Below are 17,305 nucleotides of genomic sequence, written 5' to 3'. Positions count from 1 at the left end.
ACTAACTGAATATAAACTTTTCCTCAATTCTGTCTCCAAACCCTTTTAAAACCGCCCCTCAAGTAGTGCCGAGAGGTGTTGGTATGGGCGAGATGAGAGACGGTGAGAAATTCAGGAGGGCAGTTGAGGAGATAGCGAGAGCCGTGTTAGCGGGTGAGATAAAGGATAGGGACGAGCTCAACCGCTACAAGATCATCGTGTCGCGGAAGTATCACCTTTCAAAGATTCCAGGCAACTCAGACATCCTGAAGGCCATTCCAGAGGAGGAGCGCGACAGATTTAGGGAACTCCTCAAGAGGAAGCCGACGAGGACGATCAGCGGAGTTGCCGTTGTGGCCATGATGACAAAGCCCTTCCCCTGCCCGCACGGCAGGTGCATCTACTGCCCGGGCGGGCCTTCAGTTGGTTCTCCCCAGAGCTACACCGGAAAGGAGCCTTCAGCACTGAGGGCGGTCCAGAGCGCCTACCATCCATACATCATCATGATGCGCAGGCTAAAACAGCTCACCGACATCGGCCATGACGTTGACAAGGTGGAAGTCATAATCCAGGGCGGAACTTTTCCGGCCGTTGACCTCGACTATCAGGAATGGTACGTTAAGTGCGCCTTCAAGGCCATGAACGACTTTCCGTACTTCAAGGACATAGAGAACCTTGAGGACAAGCTTGTGAGACTCATAGTTAAGGGCGACAAGTCTGTTTTCGAGGAAGACCCCGAGTTCAAGAGGGCCTGGGAGCTGACCCACAGGAAGCCCTACTACTACCTCGAAGACGAGCAGAGGAAGAACGAGAAGGCCAAGGTCAGAATGGTCGGCCTCACGATAGAGACCCGTCCCGACTGGGCCTTCGAGAGGCAGATAGACAGAATGCTCAAATTGGGGACAACAAGGGTCGAGCTTGGAGTTCAGACCGTATTCAACTTCATCCACGAGAGGACTAAGAGGGGTCACGGCGTTGAGGAGATAATAAAGGCCACCCAGTTGCTTCGCGATGCCGGCTTAAAGATAAACTACCACATAATGCCCGGCCTGCCGGGGAGTAACTTCGAGAGGGATCTGTACACCTTCAGGAAGATATTCGAAGATCCCCGCTTCCGCCCGGACATGCTGAAGATTTATCCAACCCTCGTTACTGCCGACGCTCCTCTCTATGCCTGGTACAAGGCTGGAAAGTACAGGCCCTACACGACGGAGGAGGCCGTCGAGCTCCTTGTCGAGGCCTACAAGCTCTTCCCGAAGTGGGTTAGGGTTATGAGAATCCAGAGAGACATACCGGCTAAGCTCATAGTTGCAGGGGTTAAGCACTCAAACCTCGGCCAGCTCGTCTTCAACGAACTGATAAAGAGGGGAATAAGGCCGAGGGAGATACGCTTTAGGGAAGTCGGCCACATGATGCAGAAGTTCGGAGTCCAGCCAGAAATTGAGCACATAAAACTCCTCCGCGAGGACTACGACGCCGCTGGGGGAAAGGAGATATTCCTGAGTTTCGAAGACGTGAAGAACGACATACTGATAGGCTTTATCCGCCTCAGAATCCCGAGCGAGAAGGCTCACAGGAAGGAGATAAACTGCTGTCCGTCTGCCATAGTCAGGGAACTCCACGTATACGGCCCGCTCGTGCCCATAGGTGGAAAGCCGAAGTACGAGTGGCAGCACCGCGGGTATGGCAGGGAGCTTCTAGCAGAGGCCGAGAGGATTGCTCGCGAGGAGTTCGAGGTCAAGAAGATGCTCGTCATCAGCGGCGTCGGTGTCAGAGAGTACTACAGGAAGTTCGGCTACAGGAAGAACGGACCGTACGTGGCGAAGAGGCTCGACAAGAGCTACGCAGAATACAAAAAGAGCAAAGAGTTCGACGCACACCTGAACACCTAACTACCGGAAAGCATCTCCTCTTCCATTCTTTTCAGTTCTGCTTTTTTAACGGCCTCTTCGTGCTCTTTATCGCCCTTTATACCCCTGACGCGCTTTGACAGATTTAAGAGCGCCTCTTCAGGACCGTAGCAGATCAAAATATCCCCTGGAAGAATTTGAGTGTCACCTCGGGGTGCCCCCAAGTACTTCTCGCCCTCGGGGGTCTTCCTAAATATTCCAAGCACTAAAACTCCCTCTTTGTCCAGTTCAAGCTCTCTCAGTGTCTTGTTTGCCAGCCAGCTGTTTCTCTTAACCTGTATCCTTGAGATCGAATACCCCCTCGAGAGTCCAAGAAGCTGGTTGTAGTCGTAAACTTTGAGCTCTGGAAACCTCTTTTCAAGGAACCTCTTTATGACCCTCCTCATCCACCTCTCGACCCTCTTTGAGGTGAAGAAGACGTATAGAAAGACGAGGCTAAAAACGAGTATTACAAGGGAATTCAGGGCTTCCCCTCTGCTCTTTCCAACGAAAGTAAGGACGAGCGTCGCTATTGCCGAGGTTATTCCAGCGCTCCCAAGGAATATCAGAAGCCTGATAATCTTTCTCCTGGCAGGGTGAGAGACCACGTATTCGCTTTCACTCGTTGTGAACCCCGTGCCAGAATAGGCAGACTGAGCCTGAAAAGCTGCCACATCCCTGGATAGGCCCGTCAGCTCGAGGGCTATTGCGCCTATCCTGACGATTATTACGGAGAGCACGACCACAAGAATAAAGGAAAGCAGGGCGAACACTTTTCACATCACCCACCTGCAGCTTTTGCCTCCGCCTCATGCTCGACCTTGGCAGCGAGGGCTATCGCTATGTAGTTGGCACCGGCCATTATAAGGTCTATGGATATGAACAGGCCAACCGCCCAGAGGCTGGACCACGGCCACTGGAGGACTATCAGCAGGCCCAGAAAGACAGTCAGAACTCCAGAGAGCAACATGAGTGCCCACTGGGAGATGTCCTTGTTCTGGAAGGCAACGGCAATCCTGAGAAAGCCTATGAACATCAGAGACAGGCCGAGGATAAGCGTGTATATTGCAGTCGCGAGGACGGGGTTTATCATTGCGAAGATTCCACCGAGGACGTAGATGAGTCCCATTACGATGTGTAAGGTTCTGCTCTTCCACTCCCTAGCCTTTGTGATACCCTGAACCATCTGGAGAACTCCACCGACGACCATGAACGCTCCAAAGAGAGTTACACTGGTTATGCTGAGCAGGGGCAGAACCATCAGCCCGGCAACTCCAAGGGTTATGAATATCAGTCCAAGTCCGAGCATCCAGACCCAGTTCTTCCCGACTTCTCCGTACTTCATCTGACCACCTCCAGATTATTCTCACCAAAGGTTAATTTATTGGTTTAAAAATTTTTCTGTATTTGTGTTATCAAAATAGCAATAGTCTCGATGGAAATCTGCCTCGGATTATGTCTCAAAAAAGATGAAACCAAAAGCCGCCACAATTAGCGGCGGCCGTACTTCCGTAGAAGGATTCCCAGGAGCACCAGAGCACCAAGAATTACCGCTATACCGATGTATTCCGAGCCGCCACCCTTCGTAACAGTGACTCTGATCTTCTCCTCTGACTTGTCCTGGTCACTGACTGCTGAAATCTTGACAACGTAGTCCCCAGAATCAACGTTTGCGGGGACTGTAAACTTTACTGTGAACTCGGCCACTTCGTCCCTCCCAAGCTCTGACATTCTCTCGGGGGTGATTTGGGCCTTTGTTTTCCAGTCCTCTGGTAGCTCAACATTGAGTTTAACATTGGTGAGTGGACTCGTTCCAGTGTTGTAGACCCTAACATGGAGCTCGGCACTCTTTCCAGCTTCTATTTTCAGACTGTACTTGCCGGGGGATAGTGCTATTCCATAGCTGCCCGAGAGGGAGGCCGTGAAGTTTAAGATTTTCTCCTCGCCGCTTCCCAGGGAGGTGATTTTGAGCGCCGCGTGGTAGTCCCCGATTTCGGCGGTGTCGGGTGGGATCAAAACAACGTACAGCCGAGTATCCGAACCGCTCTCGACGTACACGCTTCCCATGCCCCTTCTCGAACTCGGGTCGTCGGTCACAAGTGCCCCCCATCCCTCGGGAGCTTTCAAATCGAACGTGTATGTATCGTCGTTTTCCCCCAGGTTCTTCAAAACAACCTCGTAAACGAACACATCACCCAGAACTCCGCTCTTGGTTGGGCTAAGTGCATCGGCGGTAAAGTAGTAGGGGAGCTTTTTCAGCGAGACTTTCACTTCAACCTCAGAACCCGCGGTTACCCTGATCGTCCGCCTTACCGTATTGTACGCATCCTTCGTGACGATCAGAGTGTATTCCCCTTCGGGGGCTTCAATAACGGCGGTTCCATCGGAGAGCGTTCTGGCAGAGACAACGGTTTCGCCATCACGAAGGAGCTGAACAGAGGCCCCCGGGATGTAGTTTCCCGACTCGGGATCGAGTACCTTAACGGTCACTGTTCCATTCTCCCCAGCATGGCTTTTTGATACGTAGACTGATAGGGTAGTCCGCGCGTCTCCGGCGCCTACCTCAATGGGATACCAGCCAACCGAAGCGTTGCTAGGCACGCTGACGAGGAGCTCAACGGTGCTTTCTCCAGAGAGGTAAACTCCCCTAACGAAGTCACCCCCGGCCAGGAACTTCCCCTCCCATCCAGAAGGGAGGGTAACGTTGAGGGGCACCGTGACGGGTACCTTCGAAGAAAGAACGAGCGAAAACGAGACGTTCCTGCCCGCTTCAACTTCCTTAACGGGGTAAGGACAGGTTATTTCAACACCCCTACCAACTACAGTAACCCACAGAGTCAGCTCGGAGTCCCCCGCTTGGAGGACAACAGGGTACTTCCCAGGACGGGAGGGAGGCCTCAAAACAACCGAGACCTCAGCGGTCTCGCCGCTCTTGAGGTACACCCCATCAACTTCCGAGTTGCCGGCCAGAACTTTCGCATCCCACCCCCTCGGAGCTGTTACGACCACCGGAACGAACCCTTCCTGGCCGAGGTTCCGTACCCGAACGGTAAACACGACATCCTCCCCTGGCTGAGTAATCTTGCTGGGAAACCTGCTCTCAAGCTGGATGTTGGATGGTTGCTCCCCCATGCTGATGTTTTCCCCATAGAGGACAAGCAGCACTGAACTCTCAGAAAAGCTCAAGCTACCCACTGTCAGGTTTATCCCCTTCACCACCTCGATGGTGTCTCCATAGGAAAGCACGTGAGTAGTCCCCTTGACCTGTACTGCCACCCGCCCGTCCTCTGAAAAGTCTAGGAACCGAACCGTAACCCCGTTCACGGATATACTCTGGCCAGTATGCAGGACAATGGTAAAGGTCTCTGCCGAGGCCAGAGCCGAAGTAGCAAGCAACACTGCAAAAAAGACGATAAAGATGCGCCTCATGGCGATCACCTGATCTCGGCCCTCACGAAGCCCAGGTATGCAATAACCGTCCAGAGCACGAGGTATGCCACCATCATTCCGAGCTCCTTCTTGACGAAGGACAGGCTCTCCGAAAGGCTGTAGCTCGGGGGCTCCTCTTCATCAAAGTCTCTATCGTAATAAACGAACCAATCCTCAGAGCCCTTCTCGGGGTTGAGAACGTACTCAGACACCTGGTCGAAGTCATATTCAGGCGATATTATCTGAACGTACTCTATAGTTTTCCAGTACTTTTTGCTCCACTCCTCAATTTTTTGGCTGTACTCCTCCTGCAGTACCTCCATCTTTTTCTGAATATCCTCCACCTTTGCCATGTCTTCGGGGGTCACATTTTCACTGCTGAATATGCGCTCCATTTCCTCGTAGTAAGCCCTCAGCTCCTCAGGCTCCTGCGGCCTTGGACCGGCGACGCCGTAGGCAACGAGCTCCGCCACGGGGAGGGTTAAAGTGGTGAGAATTAAAAAGGCCACTAAGGCGTACATGAGGGCGCTGCCACTTGAGCTGGAGTGGGCCGAAAACGCCACCCCCATTGTGAAAAAGACCATGAAGTAGAGGTACATTACGAGGAAGTACATCACCATCCTAGCGTAGCTGTCGATAGTAACGCCTATCCACAGGAGAAGCCCGGTCATTATGAGGGCAGTTATGAGGACGGAGACCGCCAGCGTTATAGCCCCCCCAAGTATCTTCCCCAGTATCACCTGGTCTCTGAAGACGGGATGCCCCATCAGAACGTTCATGGTTCTGTTCTCCTTCTCCTTCGTCACGGCGTCGAAGCCGAGGGCTAGGGCAAAGATCCCTCCAACGGAGCCGATAAGGTAGTTGACGCCCCAGAGGACGTGGTACACCTTGGGAGCTTCATCATCCCCGCCCGGCATGTACATTCCGTACAGGTCCAGTTTAACCAGGATCAGGGACAGTACGACTACTGCAAGAAGGAAACCGAACACTACAAAGAACCTTTTACTCGTTAGATTATCTCTAAACTCTTTTTCAGCAATAGCACCGATCATAGATTCTTCCCCCCATAAACAAGCTCCATGAACACATCCTCCAGGGTGGGTTCCTGGAGGTGAACGTCGAGAACCGTGTACCCGGCGCTCTCCAACATCCTGAGGAGCTCAACCCTGATGTCCCTCTCAGAATAAACCACAAGGCGGTTCTGACCCTCGAGCCTAAGGTCCGCTGCGTCGAGATCAAGCGAGCCAACGTCAATCGGCTCCACTGTCTCGGCGACTATCATGTACCTTCCCTCAATGAACTTGCGCTTTATCTCGTCCTGACTGCCGCTGATCAGGAGCTTCCCCTTGGAGATTATGCCTATCTCATCGCTTATGATCTCTACTTCAGAGAGGATGTGACTTGAAAACAGGATCGTCTTCCCATCTTTCTTCAGATCCCTGAGAACGTCTCTGAGCTCAACTACGCCCCTAGGATCGAGTCCGTTGGTCGGTTCGTCAAGGAACAGGACCAGTGGATCATTTATGAGGGCCTGAGCGAGAAGGAGTCTCTGCTTCATTCCTGTTGAAAAGCTTCCAACCTTTTTGTCCGCGACATCCTTAAGTCCAACGAGCTCCAGAAGCTCCCTGGCACGCTTCTCTGCCTCGGATTTGGGCATCCTGTAGAACTTGGCGAAATAAAGCAGATTATCAAGGGCGCTCATGTTGGGGTACAAGCTACCCTCACCAGGCATGTAACCGCTTATCCTCTTAACTTCCACAGGGTTCTCCTGAACATTTATGCCGTTGACGTACGCCTCCCCCTTTGTAGGCTGAATTAGTCCCAGGAACATCAGTATGGTCGTCGTCTTTCCGGCGCCGTTGGGCCCAAGGAAGCCGAAGATCGTTCCTTTTTTGACCGCGAGGTTCAGCCCATCAACGGCGACGGTGTCTCCATAAACCTTCGTCAAACCCCTTGCCTCAATCATGTTCATACTATCCACCATCAATCAGTAACAACTTACAGTTATAAATTTTTTGACTGAAATAGACACGTATTAGTTGATATTGATGAATATTAAATCCAATAGGTAAGGACAAGTTTTTAAGGCACATCCATGAATGTGGAGCCATGCGCTTTAAACCCAAGCCATTTACAGAACCGGTTGGCTTCCGCTGTCTCTACTGCCTTGACTGCTGCAGGGGAAGGCACGTTTACCTGACGCTAAAGGACATCGAAAGGATCGCCAGGACTGGAAAAGACCCACAGGACTTCGTGACTTTCTCCATTGAAGGCGAAAAAATCCGCTTCGTGCTCTCCGTTAGGGAGTGGGACTTAGGCTGCGTCTTCCACGACCCCGAAACCGGAAAGTGTACTATTCATAAGGCCAGACCCCTTATCTGCAGGATTTATCCATTCATGGTGTCGAAAAAGCCGCTCGGCGTTGAAGGGGAGAAGTCCTTTGAATACAGGGGAGAAAGGCTCTGGCTATACTACGACGAGAGCTGTCCGGGAGTAAACGCAGAAGAGCCAGAAACCACGATAACGCCGGAGGAGATAGCGGAGCTCGGGCTAGAGTTCGAAAAGGAGCTGGAAGAGACTGATATGGACGGTTTAGCCGAACTTCTTGAGAGGCTGTGAACGCTCACGTTTTTAAGTACCCCGCCTAAATTTCCCCGATGACCCAGGAAGAACTCCGCTACCGGCGTGCCTCATCATGGGAGTACGACCTCATCCTCCGTGAGGCGGAAAAGTACGGCGAGCTTAGACATCACTTCTTTGCAGTAGTTGAGGGCAAGTTCCGTGACGTTTATGCTGTGAATGAGAGGGTGTGGAGAGAGATAGAGAGCCTGGATCTCAAGCCCTACGCCTACGGAACTTTCGTCGGCACGATAAAGGTCGATAAAAACCTCGTCGAGAAGTTCTATCCAAACATAGAGTTCTTCTACTTCGTAGATGTGCAGAAGAACTACGCAGTTCTAAGCCCAAAGGCTGGGTTCCTCTTCACGACCGGAAAGGACGTGCCTAAGAGCGGCGTGCGGTCTTATAACTGGCAGGGCACCAAAAAGCTCGTAATCTACGATGAAAACGGGATAATCTTGGGAATCGGCAGAATAAATCCAGGGAGCAGAAATAAGTTCATTCTCAACGTCACCGACATCGGGGAGTTCCTCAGGAGGAAGCGCTGACTTTTCTTACCCAACGTAATCTTTTTAAGCCCTTCCACACAGGAACATAATGGTAACCAAAAGTAAATTTAAGGGGGTGGTCACGATGATTAAGAGGGTAAAGACCGGCATCCCTGGCATGGACGAGATACTCCACGGGGGAATACCCGAGAGGAACGTCGTTCTTCTCAGCGGCGGGCCCGGAACCGGAAAGTCAATCTTCTCACAGCAGTTCCTCTGGAACGGCCTCCAGATGGGTGAGCCGGGGATCTACGTGGCTCTGGAAGAGCACCCGGTTCAGGTGAGACAAAACATGGCTCAGTTCGGCTGGGATGTCAGGAAATACGAGGAAGAAGGATTATTCGCGATGGTAGATGCCTTCACCGCTGGAATCGGCAAGAGCAAGGAGTACGAGAAGTACATCGTCCACGATTTGACGGACATCAGGGAGTTCATAGACGTCCTCAGGACGGCCGTCAAGGACATTGGAGCCAAGAGGCTGGTCGTTGATTCAGTTACGACGCTCTACATCAACAAACCAGCTATGGCGAGAAGCATTGTGATGCAGCTCAAGCGCGTTCTGGCCGGCCTCGGAGTCACGAGCATCTTCGTCAGCCAGATAAGCGTCGGTGAGAGGGGCTTTGGCGGCCCCGGTGTCGAGCACGGCGTTGACGGCATAATCCGCCTCGACCTCGACGAGATAGACGGCGAGCTGAAGCGCTCTCTGATAGTCTGGAAGATGCGCGGAACGAGCCACAGTATGAGAAGGCACCCGTTTGATATCACCGACAAGGGAATAATCGTCTATCCTGACAAGGTCCTCAAGAGGAAGGCCGTCATCGAGCTTGAGTGAAAACTGAAGGGAGGTGATGGAAATGGTGGAGGTTCCACTGAACCCGATGGGAAGGGAGGAAATCCACAGGCTTGAGAGCATACTCCTGTTTGCGACGCTCTTCAGGCCGGAGGTCATAGAGCTGATAAAGGATCCAGCCGAGAGACTTACCTGGGTTGACAGCCTGGCAGTGGCTGCCGGTGCGATAGCCAGGGAGAAGGCTGGCATGACCGTCAGCGAGATAGCCGAAGAGCTCGGCAGGACGGAGCAGACAATAAGGAAGCACCTCAAGGGCGAGACGAAGGCCGGCCAGCTCGTCAGGGAGACCTACGAGCTCATCAAGCAGGGCAAGCTCGACGAGCTCGTAAAGAACGTTGAGGTTCTAGCCAAGGGCGGCCAGATCGTTGCGGTGGAGGAGTACGAGAAGCTCAAGAAGGAGAAGGAGGAGCTCGAAGCAAAAGTCAGGGAGCTTGAGGAGAAGGTCAAGGCCCTCGAGGAGGAGAACCACCAGCTCAAGGCAAAGCTTGAAAACGTTAGAAAAGTCCTAAACGACGCCCTGGAGAGAGTGAAGGAAATAGAAAAGCTGCTCTGAACTTCTTAGCCGCTTCCGTTTCCGTTCTTTCTTAATGCTTCTTCCCAGGTCATTATCATGTGGGTGAAGGTCTCGTCGTCCTCTTCGATGCCACGCTTTATCTCTGAGACGTGAGCGTACTTGGCCTTAAACTGCTCGAGGATGTAGTCAACGGCCTTCTCGGGGTTGGCCTTGGTGCCGCAGGTGTAGACGTCGAGTGCGGCGTAACCCTTCTCCGGCCAGGTGTGGACTGAGATGTGGCTCTCAGCGACTATGACGACGCCGCTGACCCCTGTCGGGGAGAACTTGAAGAAGTAGCTTGCCTTGACCTCCATGTTGCCCACTTTGGCCGCTTCGAGGAATATCTGCCTTATCCTGTCAGCGTTACCGAGAACCTCAGGATCGCAACCGGCAGCCTCAACAACGTAGTGAAAACCTATCGTCTCTATCTCGGTCATGGCTCTCACCTGAACCTTTGGTTGTTGACACCCTTTTTAAAGTTAATCCCAAAATAGAAGGGCAAGTAACGGGCCGATTCTGGACTGAGCGGACATTTACCGTTTTCTATCGATTTAAACCGACTTTTTCTGGGTGTTTTTGATTATAACTGCAATTTTTATCCCAATTGGGCATAAAGTCTACCACAACGGCCCGAACCCAAAAAACAAACACCGAAAAGTGAATCCATGAAATCCACCACTAATTTTAAAACCGTCGGGGTTTTTATTAACCAACAAGTTACCGAATCAAAACTTTCAGGGGTGAACGTATGGCCAAGGATAAAACTCAAAAGCCCGGACAAACCGCCGAAGTTCGGGCAAAAAGCAGGGAAAAGCTGAGGTTTCTTGCTGAAATGGAGCCCAAGAAAATGATAACCTACCCGCTTGTTGTTTTCATAGTGGCACTCCTCCTGCTGGCAGTGCACTTCCCGCCCCTCGGAATAGACCTCAAGGGCGGTGTTGTGGTAACTGGAGAGGGAATCAGCGCAAACCCTGACCAGCTGGAGAAGGAACTGAGCGGCTGGCTTGGCATCGAAGCCCACGTTGAGAGCTTCACCAGCGTTAGTGGATCAAAGGGAATAAGGGTCTACGCTCCCGCTGGAACCGATCCTCAAAAAATAATAGACATCCTCAAGGAAAAGTACCCCAACGCAGACTTCACCCACAGCGATGTTCAGCCGACCTTCGGAGAGATGGCAAAGAAACAGGGCACTAGGGCGATCATCTTCGCGTTCATCGCAATGGCGATTGTTGTGTTCCTGTTCTTCAGGAACCCAGTGTCATCTCTGGCGATAATCTTCTCGGCGCTCTCCGACATGATCATAGCCGTTGCCGTTATGGGAATATTCGGAATTCAGCTCACAACCGCCACGATAGCTGCTCTCTTGATGCTCATAGGTTACACCGTGGACAGCAACATCCTCCTCACAACAAAACTGACTAAGAGAAAGGAGTACACCATCGAAGAGGCCTATCTAAGCGCTGTTTCAACCGGCTTCACGATGAGCACAACAACACTCGGTGCCCTCCTGATGCTGTGGATAATATCAACCTCACCCGTCCTGGACAACATAGCGGCTGTCCTGATATTCGGTCTGCTGGCCGATTTTATGAACACATGGATTTTCAACGCAGGTGTTCTGCGGTGGTACCTCTCGAGGGGGGTTGAACTATGAACAGAAAGCTCAAGAAAATCCTCCTGAACTGGAAGGTTCTCCTGCTCATTATATTCCTCATAGGCTCAATAGGCTCTCTCTACACAAGGGGACTCACCTTCGGAATAGACATCTCCGGCGGTGTCGCGCTTATCGCGCAGACGGAAGAGCCCGTTGACTCAAAGACAATGGAGCTCGTCGTGGATTCCCTCCAGAAGAGGCTCAACACCTTCGGTCTAAGGGACATCTCAGTTGAAGGTCAGGGCAACAGCATAGTCGTGGTTAAGGTTGCAAACGTGAGCTCAACAGAAGAGGCAAACCAGCTCAAACAGGTTATTGAGAGCCAGGGTGTCTTCTTCATGGAGTTCAACGGTGTTGTCTTTGGAACCGGAAAGGACATCACCTACGTCGGCCCCTATGAGATAAAATCCGACAACAGCTGGGCGGTTCCGTTCAGGATATCGAAGAGCGCCGCCGAGAAGTTTGCGGAGCTGGCCAAGGGAAAGGCGGGATGGCCAGTTGATATGTTCCTCGATCCACCGATTAATTCCCTCCTTGTTGTTCCTCAGGATGTCTTCATGACAATGAACGGAACGGCCTTTAACGCGGGCGCCCCCGATGCACCACCACTGGCCGCCAGGATAGAGAAGGCCCTTAACATAACGACCATAATGTACACCAACCAGAGCGCCACCGAACTCAAGGAAATGGCAAACGGCAGGGCAATCGTCCTCGCAGGAGTTCCCAGGGAGCTCTACGACGGGCTGAAGGATATGAACGTGAGCGTTAAGTACATCCCGAGTGAGCCAAGTGCTGACACTACATCCTTCGTCAAGGAAATACTCGGACTCTACGGCCCGTATTCGCTCGGTGAAGGACTTGCCAACGGTGTTCCTCAGACCGACGTTCAGATAACCGGACGCGCATCCAACAGGGTTGAAGCGGAAAGGGAAGCTAAAACTGTGTACACCGTGCTCAAGAGCGGTTCCCTCCCGGTCAAGCTCAAGGTCATCAGCATGGAGTTCATATCTCCAAAGCTCGGGCAGGACTTTAAGAAGCAGGCCCTTTATGCGGGCCTCGCCGCACTGGTGGCGGTCCTCCTCATCGTTTACTTCCACTACAGGAACTGGAAGATAGCAATACCCGTCGCGAGCACCAGCCTCTTTGAGGTCATAATCATCCTCGGAATAGCTGCCCTTATCAAGTGGAACCTCGATCTGCCGAGCATAGCCGGTATAATCGCGGCAATAGGTACGGGCGTTGACCAGCAGGTAGTCATAACCGACGAGCTCCTCGGCGGAGAGAGGAGCACAAGGATAACCAGACGTGCCGGAGCTCTCAAGAGAATCGGAAGGGCGTTCTTCATAATATTCGCCTCGGCGGCAACCACCATAGCGGCAATGAGCTTCCTCCTCGTGTACTTCGTCGGAACGCTCAAGGGCTTCGCGGTGACGACGATAATCGGCGTTCTCATCGGAATATTCGTGACGAGACCCGCCTATGCAGAGGTTGCCAAGTACCTCATCGGTGAGGAGTGATGTACGTCATAATAATGGGCGCTGGAAGAGTGGGATACCTCGTGGCAAAGATGCTTGAAGAGGACGGCCACGACGTAACGATAATAGAAATGGACCGGGACAGGGCGAAGGAGCTCTCCCTAATGATAAACGGCCTGGTAATCGAGGGAGATGCGACCGACACGAAGACGCTGGAGGAGGCCAACATAAAGCAGGCAGATGCCTTCGCGGCTTTAACGGGAAGGGACGACGCAAACCTCCTAGCCTGCATACTGGCGAAGAGCCTCAACCCGAACATCAAGACATCCCTGAGGGTCAGCAACCCCAAGAACAGGAGGATATTCGAAGAGGTCAAAGACCTGAAAAAGTACTTTGACTTCGTCATATCCCCCGAGGAGATAGCGGCGGAGTACATAAGCAGGAACATCGTTACTCCTGGCTTTGACAGAGTCCTGTTCCCGAAGGAGGGTGCCGAGATAGTTAGGTTCACCATAGACGAGAACAGCAAGGTTGCAGGAAAGCTCGTGAAAGACCTCAACCTTCCGAGGGATGCTCTGATAGTGGCCATCTACGACGGCAAGGGCAACCTGATAATACCATCTGGAGACACCAAACTGCCAGAGAAGGGCCAGATAATAATATTCGCAAAGAACTCTGCCCTCAAAGAGGTCAAAGAGCTGTTTGAGGATAGAAAAGAGGAATCCGAATAAATTCCAATTTTACCTCTTTTTTCTCAAACTTTCTAGACCGACCATAAACTATTTAAAGCGATTAGGCTAGCCAAAGCTGTCAGAGGAACCTGTTTTCACTGTCATCGGAGGGACGGCTCATGGAAGACGTCATCAAGCGGATTGTTGAAGCAGAAAAAGAGGCAGAGACCCGCATTGAAAAGGCAGAGCATGAGGCAAAGGAGATAATAAGGAAAGCAAAGGAAGAAGCTAAGAAAATTGAGGAAGAGACCATCAAAAAGGCCGAGGAGGAGTCACAGAACCTCATAGAGAAGGCCCGCCTTGAGGGTGAAACCGAAGCCAAGAAAATCCTCGAGGAGGGGGAGAAAGAGATTTCTGCACTCCGCGAGAGGGCGGAGTCAAACTTTGAGACCGCCATCCAGGAAGCCATAGAACTCGTCAGGGGGGCCTGATGTGTTCCGGCCCGAAGAGATGGTAAAACTCGAGGTAATTACACTTAACAGGTATAAGGACACCCTTCTAACGTACCTCCACGAGGCTGGAGCGGTCGAAGTAAGAGAGGTTAAAGTCGAGCTCGCCCAGAAAGACACTCCAAACGAGTACCACAGAAAAGCCGCGTCCTACAGCATAAGCATGTCCAGGCTCGTCGAGTTCCTTGGGACATACAGGAAGGCCGCTGGAGGGGGCATCAAAGAGTTCTTCTTCCCGAAGGAAAAGCCGAAGAGAACATATAGATACGAAAGACTTGAAAAGCTCATAAAAGACGTGGAAGAGTTCTTGGGGAAAGTAGAGCCAGAGATAAAGGCCATTGAAGGTAGAATGAACTCTTTGAGCACAGAAATCGAAAGAATAAAAGAGCAAATTGGCATTTTGGACATCCTCACACCCCTCAATATAGACGTAAGTTATCTAAGACATTGTGGTGTCGTGGAGGTAACCGTTGGTCTCGTAGACAGGACAAGAGTGAAGGAGTTAGCAGACGCCCTAAAGAAAGAAACCGAGAACCACGTTGCCATTATCACCAAAGAAGCCAGCGACAAAGCACTTGTAGTCATTGTCAACCTGGCTAGAGACCATGACAAGGTGAACACCCTCCTAGCCAAGTTCTCCGTTGAGAAACTCGAGATTCCAGAAGGCGAGGGCACTCCGAAGGAGCTCATGAAGGAGTACTCAAAGAAGCTCGCAGAAAAAGAGAAGGAACTTGAGGAGGCCAAGAAAGAAGCCTCAAAGCTCGCCGAAAAGTACTACGACGACGTCCTATTCTACAAGGAACTGGTGGACAACGAGCGCGACAAGTCAACGGTACTGCCAATGCTCGCGAGAACCAACATGACGTTCGCTCTTACAGGCTGGGTGCCGAGGCCGGACGTCCAGAAGATACTCGAGGGCATCAAGAGGATAACGGAAGGAAAGGCCTACATAAACGTCCGTGAACCAAGGAAAGAAGAACTCGAAGAAATGCCCGTAAAGCTCAAGAATCCGGGATGGGCCAGACCCTTCGAGATGCTCACCGAGATGTACGGTGTTCCTAGGCACGACGAGATAGACCCAACGCCGATAATAGCCTTTACATACTCGTTCTTCTTCGGATTCATGCTCACCGACTTCCTCTACGGTCTGATAGTCGGCATAGTGGCGGCTCTCCTAGTTAAGGGCCACAAGAAGTTCAACGACGGAACCTACAAGTTTGCATACATCCTACTCTGGAGCGCGTTCTTCACGATGCTTCTCGGAGCACTCTTCGGAAGCTACTTTGGAAACGCTGCAGACATAATGCTCCAATACATAACCGGTGATCAGAACGCCCACGCGTGGCGCCTCCTCGATCCGCTCAGAGAACCTATGCCTATGCTTCTAGCCGCGCTTGCCATAGGCTTGGCACACCTATTCCTTGGGTACACGCTAGGTTTCGTCATCAAGTGGAAGAATGGAGACAGAAAGGGCGCAGTGTTTGAGCAGCTTCCGTGGATGATCATCATCATAGGTGTTGCTCTCCTCGCTAGCCAGAGGGAAGGTCTCGATGCAGCAGCAAAGGCCATCCTCGGTACTGGCATAGCCCTGTTTGCGGTGGGCGAGCTGGTAATCAACGGTGGACTAGCAGCACTGATGATAATCTCAGACTTCTTCGGCTTCGTCGGCAACTGGCTCAGCTACGCAAGACTGATGGCGCTGGCGCTGGCAACGGGCGGAATAGCGATGGTCATAAACGTTCTCGTTGGAATGGTCTGGGCCATAAAGTTCCTCTACATAGGGCCGATAATAGGCCTGATAATATTCTTCGGCGGCCAGCTGTTTTCAACGGCCATAAACGCACTCGGAGCATTTGTTCATGCCCTACGTCTGCATTATGTTGAGTTCTTCGGAACGTTTTACTCAGGTGAGGGTAAAAGGTTCGAGCCCTTTAAATCCAAGAGGGAAGTCTCAAAGCTTGAACTTGAGGTCTAGTTAGGAGGTGCAAAGAGATGGATCCGATAGTTTACGTCGTGTTGGGCGCCGCACTCGCGGCGGGAATAGCGGGTATAGCCTCAGCTTTCGGTATAGGAATCGCTGGAGCTGCAGCGGCAGGAGCGGTTGCGGAGGACGAGAAGAACTTCAAGAACGCCCTCATCCTTGAGGGTCTGCCGATGACCCAGAGCATCTACGGTCTCATCACCCTGTTCCTCATTATGCTCAGCGCTGGGATCATCGGCGGCGGATTCAAGTTTGCCGAAGCGACCACAGAGAACCTTGTGAAGAGCGCCATACTATTCGGCGCCGGTCTTACCGTTGGCCTCACCGGTCTCTCAGCTATACCTCAGGGTATCATCGCCAGCGCAGGAATAGGCGCCGCTGCCAAGAACCCGAAGACCTTCACTCAGGGCGTCATATTCGCGGCTATGGCCGAGACCACGGCGATCTTCGGTCTCGTCGGTGCGCTTATCATGATCGCCACTGGAGTTGGCTTCTGAAGCCCTCTCCTTTTTATAATCTTTGAGGGGGACTGAATAATGGAAGGCGCAGAACTGATAATTCAGGAAATAAACAGGGAAGCGGAGCAGAAGATACAGTACATCCTCAGCGAGGCCCAGAAAGAGGCTGAGAAGATCAAGGAAGAGGCTAGGAAGAGGGCCGAGGACAGGGCCCAGTGGATACTCAGGAAGGCCAAGACCCAGGCTGAGATGGAGAAACAGAGAGCGATAGCCAGCGCCAGGCTGGAGGTAAGGAAGAAGAGGCTCGAAGTCCAAGAAGAGATGATAAGGGCAGTTCTCTCGGCCTTAAGGGAGAGGCTCGCTTCACTTCCCGCTGATGAGTACTTCCAGACCCTCGTCACGCTCACTACCGAAGCCCTTGAGGAGCTCAACATCGACTCCGCCGTCGTCCGCTCCAACGAGGAGACCCTCAAGCTCATCGTTGAAAAGCTCCCAGAGTTCAAGAAGAGCGTTTCAGAGAAGCTCGGGAAAGAGGTCGAGATAACGGTTGGAGAACCGATAAGCACAATCGGCGGCGTCCTGGTTGAGAGCTCCGACGGAAGCGTCAGGGTTGACAACACCTTTGAAGCCAGGATTGAGAGGCTCGAAGCGGATCTGAGGGCCAGGATCGCCAAGGCTCTCTTTGGGTGA

At 52.2% G+C, this 17,305-nt stretch carries 18 protein-coding genes; 12 read left to right on the top strand and 6 right to left on the bottom strand.

The features are described from left to right. The first annotated feature begins 83 nt into the window (after positions 1-83). Complete coding sequence (locus tag ACZ5TN_RS09830) at positions 84-1,871, top strand: tRNA uridine(34) 5-carboxymethylaminomethyl modification radical SAM/GNAT enzyme Elp3 (protein ID WP_464916628.1); 1,788 nt, start codon at positions 84-86, stop codon at positions 1,869-1,871. Here the strand turns inward: ACZ5TN_RS09830 and ACZ5TN_RS09825 are convergent. The 5 genes from ACZ5TN_RS09825 to ACZ5TN_RS09805 all read right to left on the bottom strand — a co-directional run bounded on the left by ACZ5TN_RS09825 (position 1,868) and on the right by ACZ5TN_RS09805 (position 7,269). Then, complete coding sequence (locus ACZ5TN_RS09825; RefSeq protein WP_464916627.1) at positions 1,868-2,641, bottom strand: potassium channel family protein; 774 nt, start codon at positions 2,639-2,641, stop codon at positions 1,868-1,870. The two genes, ACZ5TN_RS09830 and ACZ5TN_RS09825, sit on opposite strands and share 4 nt — an antisense overlap. A gap of 8 nt (positions 2,642-2,649) precedes the next feature. Beyond that, positions 2,650-3,213, bottom strand: a complete 564-nt coding sequence (locus tag ACZ5TN_RS09820) for an HdeD family acid-resistance protein (protein ID WP_464916626.1) — start codon at positions 3,211-3,213, stop codon at positions 2,650-2,652. Between the two features lie 146 nt (positions 3,214-3,359). Beyond that, positions 3,360-5,297, bottom strand: coding sequence for a COG1470 family protein (locus ACZ5TN_RS09815; RefSeq protein ID WP_464916625.1), 1,938 nt, complete (start codon positions 5,295-5,297; stop codon positions 3,360-3,362). Between the two features lie 5 nt (positions 5,298-5,302). Beyond that, entirely contained in the window at positions 5,303-6,349 is a 1,047-nt protein-coding gene (locus tag ACZ5TN_RS09810) for an ABC transporter permease (protein ID WP_464916624.1), read from the bottom strand. After that, a complete protein-coding gene (locus tag ACZ5TN_RS09805) occupies positions 6,346-7,269 on the bottom strand; it encodes an ABC transporter ATP-binding protein (protein WP_011250530.1) in 924 nt (307 codons plus the stop codon). The genes ACZ5TN_RS09810 and ACZ5TN_RS09805 overlap by 4 nt, the downstream gene beginning before the upstream one ends. A gap of 137 nt (positions 7,270-7,406) precedes the next feature. Between ACZ5TN_RS09805 and ACZ5TN_RS09800 the strand changes: the two genes are divergently transcribed. From ACZ5TN_RS09800 to ACZ5TN_RS09785, 4 genes are all read left to right on the top strand, one after another. Then, positions 7,407-7,916, top strand: a complete 510-nt coding sequence (locus tag ACZ5TN_RS09800; protein ID WP_011250531.1) for a YkgJ family cysteine cluster protein — start codon at positions 7,407-7,409, stop codon at positions 7,914-7,916. 38 nt (positions 7,917-7,954) lie between these two features. Further along, positions 7,955-8,464 (top strand): PUA domain-containing protein, encoded by a 510-nt coding sequence (locus ACZ5TN_RS09795; protein ID WP_054840260.1) that lies wholly within the window; start codon positions 7,955-7,957, stop codon positions 8,462-8,464. An 85-nt stretch (positions 8,465-8,549) separates the two neighbouring features. Continuing rightward, complete coding sequence (locus ACZ5TN_RS09790; RefSeq protein WP_011250541.1) at positions 8,550-9,296, top strand: KaiC domain-containing protein; 747 nt, start codon at positions 8,550-8,552, stop codon at positions 9,294-9,296. Between the two features lie 25 nt (positions 9,297-9,321). Further along, positions 9,322-9,867: a hypothetical protein gene (locus ACZ5TN_RS09785; RefSeq protein WP_464917614.1), complete on the top strand. Its 546-nt coding sequence runs from the start codon at positions 9,322-9,324 to the stop codon at positions 9,865-9,867. 5 nt (positions 9,868-9,872) lie between these two features. Here the strand turns inward: ACZ5TN_RS09785 and speD are convergent, their stop codons facing one another. Further along, on the bottom strand, positions 9,873-10,295 hold the full coding sequence (speD, locus tag ACZ5TN_RS09780; protein WP_048053856.1) for an adenosylmethionine decarboxylase: 423 nt from the start codon (positions 10,293-10,295) through the stop codon (positions 9,873-9,875). Between the two features lie 320 nt (positions 10,296-10,615). On the opposite strand from speD, the gene ACZ5TN_RS09775 reads away from it, so the two are divergent. The 7 genes from ACZ5TN_RS09775 (at position 10,616) to ACZ5TN_RS09745 (ending at position 17,305) form a co-directional block, all read left to right on the top strand. Beyond that, positions 10,616-11,521, top strand: a complete 906-nt coding sequence (locus tag ACZ5TN_RS09775) for a protein translocase subunit SecF (protein ID WP_464916623.1) — start codon at positions 10,616-10,618, stop codon at positions 11,519-11,521. Continuing rightward, complete coding sequence (locus ACZ5TN_RS09770) at positions 11,518-13,038, top strand: preprotein translocase subunit SecD (protein WP_011250545.1); 1,521 nt, start codon at positions 11,518-11,520, stop codon at positions 13,036-13,038. Before ACZ5TN_RS09775 ends, ACZ5TN_RS09770 begins: the two co-directional genes overlap by 4 nt. After that, positions 13,038-13,727: a potassium channel family protein gene (locus tag ACZ5TN_RS09765; protein ID WP_011250546.1), complete on the top strand. Its 690-nt coding sequence runs from the start codon at positions 13,038-13,040 to the stop codon at positions 13,725-13,727. Before ACZ5TN_RS09770 ends, ACZ5TN_RS09765 begins: the two co-directional genes overlap by 1 nt. Positions 13,728-13,846: 119 nt before the next feature. Then, a complete protein-coding gene (locus ACZ5TN_RS09760; protein WP_011250547.1) occupies positions 13,847-14,158 on the top strand; it encodes a V-type ATP synthase subunit H in 312 nt (103 codons plus the stop codon). Position 14,159: 1 nt separating this feature from the next. After that, positions 14,160-16,151: a V-type ATP synthase subunit I gene (locus ACZ5TN_RS09755; RefSeq protein WP_011250548.1), complete on the top strand. Its 1,992-nt coding sequence runs from the start codon at positions 14,160-14,162 to the stop codon at positions 16,149-16,151. Between the two features lie 17 nt (positions 16,152-16,168). Next, positions 16,169-16,654 (top strand): V-type ATP synthase subunit K, encoded by a 486-nt coding sequence (locus tag ACZ5TN_RS09750; RefSeq protein ID WP_011250549.1) that lies wholly within the window; start codon positions 16,169-16,171, stop codon positions 16,652-16,654. Between the two features lie 39 nt (positions 16,655-16,693). Then, positions 16,694-17,305 (top strand): V-type ATP synthase subunit E, encoded by a 612-nt coding sequence (locus tag ACZ5TN_RS09745; protein WP_011250550.1) that lies wholly within the window; start codon positions 16,694-16,696, stop codon positions 17,303-17,305.

It is taken from the genome of Thermococcus sp. JCM 11816, from assembly GCF_055396515.1.
Note: the sequence above shows the minus strand (reverse complement) of the source record. Positions and strands in the feature narration are given on the sequence as shown.